6 protein-coding genes are annotated in these 6,549 nt (G+C 39.2%); 4 read left to right on the forward strand and 2 right to left on the reverse strand.

Translation table 11 applies throughout. The annotated features are described in order from the left end of the window. Positions 1 to 73: 73 nt before the first annotated feature. Positions 74 to 805, reverse strand: coding sequence for a DUF4197 domain-containing protein (locus VLB74_RS08255; protein WP_325202980.1), 732 nt, complete (start codon positions 803 to 805; stop codon positions 74 to 76). Between the two features lie 229 nt (positions 806 to 1,034). Between VLB74_RS08255 and katG the strand changes: the two genes are divergently transcribed. The 3 genes from katG (at position 1,035) to VLB74_RS08270 (ending at position 5,044) form a co-directional block, all read left to right on the forward strand. After that, positions 1,035 to 3,236, forward strand: a complete 2,202-nt coding sequence (gene katG / locus VLB74_RS08260) for a catalase/peroxidase HPI (protein WP_325202981.1) — start codon at positions 1,035 to 1,037, stop codon at positions 3,234 to 3,236. A 12-nt stretch (positions 3,237 to 3,248) separates the two neighbouring features. Continuing rightward, on the forward strand, positions 3,249 to 3,905 hold the full coding sequence (locus tag VLB74_RS08265) for a VOC family protein (RefSeq protein WP_325202982.1): 657 nt from the start codon (positions 3,249 to 3,251) through the stop codon (positions 3,903 to 3,905). 77 nt (positions 3,906 to 3,982) lie between these two features. Next, positions 3,983 to 5,044, forward strand: coding sequence for an NAD(P)-dependent alcohol dehydrogenase (locus tag VLB74_RS08270; RefSeq protein WP_325202983.1), 1,062 nt, complete (start codon positions 3,983 to 3,985; stop codon positions 5,042 to 5,044). Positions 5,045 to 5,122: 78 nt separating this feature from the next. Here VLB74_RS08270 and VLB74_RS08275 read toward each other — a convergent pair whose 3' ends face one another. Continuing rightward, a complete protein-coding gene (locus VLB74_RS08275) occupies positions 5,123 to 5,656 on the reverse strand; it encodes a hypothetical protein (protein WP_325202984.1) in 534 nt (177 codons plus the stop codon). Between the two features lie 209 nt (positions 5,657 to 5,865). Here VLB74_RS08275 and VLB74_RS08280 point away from each other — a divergent pair. Then, positions 5,866 to 6,549, forward strand: a 684-nt coding sequence (locus VLB74_RS08280; protein WP_325202985.1) for a hypothetical protein, incomplete at its 3' end; no start/stop codon positions are given.

The raw sequence follows: 6,549 nt of genomic DNA on the forward strand, positions 1-6,549 counted from the left end.
AACAAAGGTCCGATAATTTTTTTTTAGTTAGTGTTAATAAATTGTTATTTGTATCTTATTGATTTCTAAAATTTTAGATTTGTTTTTTATCCTGTAAAGCAAATACTTTTTTCAGTAAATCTGTACTTCTGGAAGACAGGTTGGTGCGGATGTCTTTTTCTTCAACAGCAATCATTTTAAATACGCCTTCCATAGCTTTATTGGTAGTATAATCCGTCAAATCAGGATTTACTTTCTTAACTAACGGAACACTGTTGTATTTTGTTATGATGGTTGACCAAACTTTGTCGGCTCCTACTTTTGAAAACGACTGTTTGATTACCGGGTTGAATTTTGAATACAAAGCGGTTGATGTGGACGATTCTAAATAGGTAGTTGCAGAACGTTCGTTTCCTAATAATATATTTTTAGCATCAGTAAAACTCATCCCTTTTACCGCATCAACGAAAATTGGAGTGGCTTGTTTTACTGCATCTTCAGCAGCGCGGTTCATAACTTTTAAACCTTCATCAGCCAATTTACTCATGCCTATGTCGCGAAGGGTTTTGTCTACTTTTTTAAGTTCTTCAGGTAAAAGGATTTTTACCATTTCATTTTTGTAGAAGCCATCGGCAGCGGTAAGTTTGACAACCTGTTTTTCGATCCCTTTGTTCAGGGCTTCTTTCAATCCTGAAGAAATTTCGGCTTGTCCGATACCCATCTGGCCCAACGTTCCCTGTGTTTGCGGTAATTGCTCAATAACCTGCTGCATTTCCGCGCATCCAAAAAATGGTATAAAAGCCAAAAGCAGTATTCTTTTTTTCATGTTTATGTGATTTAGTACTCAAAGGTAAACAAACATTGTACCAATTTTATTGTATAGTATTTTGTTATGAGAAAATAATAACAATCAATTTGATTTATAAAATAAGGATAAGTTAATTCGGTAATTTTAATTAAATTTAACAGTTGTAAAACGTTGGGCCCCAGAAATTTGATTTGAGAATACTTCTGTTAATGAAAATAGGAATCAATCACTAATAACATTATATAAAATGGAAAACAATTCGAATAGCCAGGGTAAGTGTCCTTTTTCAGCCACAACCCAAAATGAGAATATGGGTGGAATCGGGACAAAAAACAAGGATTGGTGGCCCAATCAGTTAAAAGTAAACATGCTGCGTCAAAATTCATCCCTCTCAAATCCGATGGGTGAGGCATTCGATTACGCGACAGAATTCAAAAGCCTTGATCTGGCAGCGGTCAAAAAAGACCTTAATGACCTTATGACCGATTCGCAGGATTGGTGGCCGGCCGATTTCGGACATTACGGACCTCTTTTTATCCGCATGGCATGGCATAGCGCCGGAACCTACCGAATAGGAGATGGTCGTGGAGGCGCAGGAGCAGGACAACAGCGTTTCGCACCTCTTAACAGCTGGCCGGATAATGCCAATCTTGACAAAGCCCGCAGACTGCTTTGGCCCATCAAACAGAAATACGGGCGTAAAATCTCCTGGGCCGATCTTATGATTTTGGCCGGAAATGTCGCTTTGGAATCCATGGGATTTAAAACCTTTGGTTTTGCCGGTGGACGTGAAGATGTCTGGGAACCGGAAGAAAATGTATACTGGGGTTCTGAAACGGAATGGCTGGACGATAAACGCTATTCGGGAGTACGCGACCTTGAAAATCCGCTGGCAGCGGTGCAAATGGGACTAATCTATGTAAATCCCCAAGGACCTAACGGTAATCCGGACCCTCTTGCTGCAGCTACCGATATTCGCGAAACATTTGCCCGCATGGCCATGAATGATGAAGAAACTGTTGCGCTTATTGCCGGTGGGCATACCTTCGGAAAAGCACATGGAGCCGGAGATGCTGCATTGGTTGGTGCAGAACCTGAAGCAGCCGGTATCGAACTGCAGGGTTTGGGTTGGGCGAGTAAACATGGCACCGGTAAAGCGGGAGATGCGATTACAGGTGGCCCCGAAGTGACCTGGACACAAACACCGACAAAATGGAGCAATCATTTCTTCGATAATCTCTTTAATAACGAATGGGAGCTGACCAAAAGCCCGGCAGGCGCATTTCAATGGGTGGCAAAAGGTGGCGCAAAGACAATCCCGGATGCGCATGACCCTTCCAAAATGCATATGCCGACTATGCTTACCACAGACCTTACATTACGGTTTGATCCTATTTATGAGAAAATTTCAAGACGTTTTTATGAAAATCCGGATCAATTTGCTGATGCTTTTGCCCGTGCATGGTATAAGTTAACGCATCGTGATATGGGACCGATTGCCCGTTATCTTGGCCCTGAAGTTCCAAAAGAAGAATTGCTTTGGCAGGATCCGATTCCGGCAGTGGATCATGAGTTGATCAATGATAGTGATATTGCCTCATTAAAAGCTAAAATATTGGATTCCGGTCTTACTGTTTCACAATTGGTCAGTGCTGCCTGGGCTTCGGCATCTACATTCCGTGGTTCCGACAAACGCGGTGGTGCAAATGGTGCCCGTATTCGTTTGGCTCCTCAAAAAGATTGGGCAGTAAACAATCCGGGGCAGTTATCAAAAGTTTTGATTACGCTTGAAGGTATTCAGAAAGATTTTAATAGTACGCAATCGGGTGGTAAAAAAGTATCACTTGCTGATCTTATTGTTTTGGCGGGTTGTGCCGGAGTTGAGAAAGCAGCGAAAAATGCTGGACATTCTGTAACAGTTCCTTTTGCTGCTGGCCGTATGGACGCTTCACAGGATAAAACCGATGTGGCCTCATTCGCAGTATTGGAACCGAAAGCCGATGGATTCCGAAATTATGCGAAATCCAAGTTTGCAATTCCAACAGAAGCAATGTTAATAGATAGAGCACAATTGCTAACGCTTACCGCTCCCGAAATGACGGTTCTTGTTGGAGGTTTACGCGTGTTGAATACCAACTTCGATAATTCCAAACATGGGGTATTTACCAGTCGTCCGGAAACACTTACCAACGATTTCTTCGTGAATTTGCTCGACATGGGTACAACCTGGAAAGCAGTTGATGAACAGGAGGAATTGTTTGGGGGAGCAAATGGTTCCGGTGTAAAATGGACAGGAACCCGAGCCGATCTTGTCTTCGGTTCTAATTCCGAGTTGAGATCATTGGCGGAAGTATATGCAAGTTCAGACGCTCAGGAGAAATTTGTGAAAGATTTTGTTTCAGCATGGAATAAAGTAATGAATCTTGACCGTTTTGATTTGGCTAAATAACAGCACAGAATCATGAAAATATCGGAAGTTCATCTGTTAACCGACTCGCTTTCGGAAACCGAATTCTTTTATAAGGAAAAGCTAGGTTTGAAGGTCGTTGTGAAAACGGATGAGCTTCTTTTTTTTAAGGTCGGAATATCGCAATTATGTTTCCATTTATCGGATAAAATTCAAAAACCGGTTTATCATGTTGCCTTCGATATTCCTGAGAACAGATTGCTTGAAGCCTTGGAATGGATTCGGGAAAGAGTGGAATTGATTCCGTTTGAAACCAATGAAATTATCGACTTTTTCAATTGGAATGCGAAATCCTTTTATTTTTATGATACCAATGGAAATATCCTAGAATGCATAGCACGTTACGATCTGAAGAATGTTTCGGAGGAAAATTTTAATGGGAATTCATTTATAAAAATCAGTGAAATTGGTTTTGTGGTCGCAGATGTTTTTGAATTTTGCGATGAGGTCAATCAGCAATACCAAACCGATTATTTTATACGACAGCCCAAACGTGAAAACTTCTCCGTTTTGGGAGATGATTACGGTTTGTTTATCGTTTCGGGAGAAAACCGGAATTGGTTCCCGACAATGCACAGAGCGCAACCGTTTTGGGCGAAAGTTTTTTTTGAGAGTAAAGACAAACGGCATGAAATACTATTTAACCCGTGAAAAATCCGATTTTCTTATCAGTAACACACATATTTTAAAAGTTTAAATAACAACCAATTAAAAAAGTAAATAGAATTATGGAAACAACCAACGTGAAAGCATACGGGACACAAGCGGCCGATGCACCTTTGAAACAAATGAATATCGAACGCAGGGACGTTACCTCAAAAGATATTGAAATTGATATTTTGTATTGCGGCGTTTGCCACTCCGATTTACACACGGCAAGGAACGACTGGGGCTTTACGACTTATCCGGCAGTTCCCGGACATGAAATTGTGGGTAAAGTAACCAAAGTTGGCAGCGAAGTAACCAAAATTAAAGTCGGTGATTTTGCCGCCGTAGGTTGTTTGGTTGATTCTTGCCGTACCTGTAGCAGTTGTGAGCAGGATCTTGAACAATATTGCTTGAACGGATGGGTTGGAACTTACAACAGTGAAGACAAATATTTAGGCGGAATGACGTTTGGCGGCTATTCCGAAAAAGTTGTGGTAGAGGAACATTTCGTACTGAAAGTGCCTTCCAATCTGGATTTGGCTGCCACAGCACCGTTGCTTTGTGCCGGAATCACCACTTGGTCACCGCTTCGCCATTGGAACGTTGGTAAAGACAGTAAAGTGGCCGTTGTGGGTTTAGGCGGATTGGGGCATATGGCTATTAAACTTGCCAAAGGTTTAGGGGCAGAAGTAACCCTTTTTTCAAGAACACCCAATAAAGAAAAAGACGCCAGGGATTTAGGTGCCGATCATGTAATTATCTCAACAGATGAAGGGCAAATGAAGTCAGTGAGCGGAAAATTCGACGTGATTATTGACACCGTGCCTTACGTTCATGATGTGAATCCTTATTTGGGAACGTTAACTATTAGCGGTACTTTGGTTGTGGTGGGTTATTTGGGCGGATTGGATCCTATTTTGAATACCGTTCCGATGATTATGGGCAGAAAAGCTGTGGCAGGTTCCTTAATTGGCGGTATAGCCGAAACACAGGAAATGCTAGATTTCTGTGGCAAGCACAACATCGTTTCGGAAATTGAAGTAATTAAGATGCAGGATATAAACGAAGCCTACGAAAGAATGATTAAAAGCGATGTTCGCTACCGATTTGTAATTGATATGGCTTCTTTGAAAAAAGGATAGCCGCTGGAAAATATTGTTGTAAAAAGGGGTAAACAAGCTAGATTCTTAATGCTGTTTACCCCTTTGTTTGTTTACGGTTTACAACTCGTTTTCGTTCTCTTTCATTTTTTGTTCCAGACTGTTTTTTAATATGTCCAGACTTTCCTTTTTCAGTTGCATTTCCTGTAGATGGTGTAAAGTATTTTTTTTCAGCGAGTTTACAGCTCTTGTTTTTACCATTCTTGCCAAATCGGGAATGAGTTCTTTTTCGGGGTGGGATTCCAAATAGTGCACTGTTTCTAACGCTGCAAAACATTCCGCTCGGGTTTTTTCCATTGCGCTGATTTTACGTACCAGGAGTTGTTGCTTGTATTGCACTGTCAGATATTCCCGCTTTAACCATTCCTGCGCTTTCTTTTTTTCTGCTTCAGCAATCATTACACTTTCCTTTGAATGTGATTCGGATTCCTTCACATTGGATAACATATCGGCCAATAGTTGTTTTGCTGTAAGGGGTATATCCCGTTGCCCTATTTCAAACATGGCCCATTGCACTCTCGTGATGCCAAACAACATTCCCATTTCCTCCTGTGTTAAACCTAATAAACTCTTTATTATGGATGTGCGTTTCATTTGTGACAAGTTTGTTGTGAAAATTTATTTGTCACAAAAATGGTGACATTTTTTTAGAAATAAAAATTTTGTCACAAAATCCGTGACAAAATTTCCGGATTGATTTTCTTGTCACAAGTCGATAGCGTCAAATTATAAAACCTTAAATTGTTTTCTTTTCTTACTTTTTGTAGATTAGCGGAAAGGGAATTCAACAACTTAATTCAACAATGAAAAAAATATATCTTTTGTTAACTTTATTAATTCTAAATATTTCTTTTTCGCAACATTCTTCAGAACATGTTTCAATATCAGAAACATTTTCATCAAATGGAGAATTTATATTGAAATCTATTTCATATGACGATGAATTTCCAAATCTTAAAGGTGAATCGTTTGTAACTTTTAATAAGGAATATGATAGTTTGGGTGTTCGTAAAAAATTTTACAAAATAAATCGGTCATTTGATTTATGGGAAGGATCTTCGTATTTCGTTGCGATTAGTAATGACGGAAGAAAAATACTTTATATTAAAAATGACGTTTATTTTAAAGGAGGTGAAAATGAAAATGTTACTTATTATGTTGATGGAAAACTAATTAAATCCTATACGTCAGAAGAGTTTATTGATTGTGATAAAGATCAAGAAAAATGTAAAATATTTTACGATAACCAATATGAAGTGTTCAAAATACAAGGTGCTTCATTTAAAGAATACAAAACCGGAATATCCGAAAAGGAAAAATTCTTAAATAAAAACTATGTATTCAATAAAAATGATACAATCTATGTTATTGACAGTAGAAAGAAAGTCCTGCTCTTTGATTTAAATAAAAATGAATTTATCAAAAGAAAAGTTGATTTGGATTCAATCTATCCAAAAATAAAAAATATCGAAGCTTTTAAAAGTAAA

It is taken from the genome of Flavobacterium sp. (assembly GCF_035456225.1).
GTDB lineage: Bacteria > Bacteroidota > Bacteroidia > Flavobacteriales > Flavobacteriaceae > Flavobacterium.

Bases quoted from the DNA above. Each gene is read 5' to 3' on its own strand.
- VLB74_RS08265 (WP_325202982.1), top strand. From the start codon at position 3,249: ATGAAAATATCGGAAGTTCATCTGTTAACCGACTCGCTTTCGGAAACC.
- VLB74_RS08255 (WP_325202980.1), bottom strand. From the start codon at position 805: ATGAAAAAAAGAATACTGCTTTTGGCTTTTATACCATTTTTTGGATGC.
- VLB74_RS08275 (WP_325202984.1), bottom strand. From the start codon at position 5,656: ATGAAACGCACATCCATAATAAAGAGTTTATTAGGTTTAACACAGGAG.
- VLB74_RS08270 (WP_325202983.1), top strand. From the start codon at position 3,983: ATGGAAACAACCAACGTGAAAGCATACGGGACACAAGCGGCCGATGCA.
- katG (WP_325202981.1), top strand. From the start codon at position 1,035: ATGGAAAACAATTCGAATAGCCAGGGTAAGTGTCCTTTTTCAGCCACA.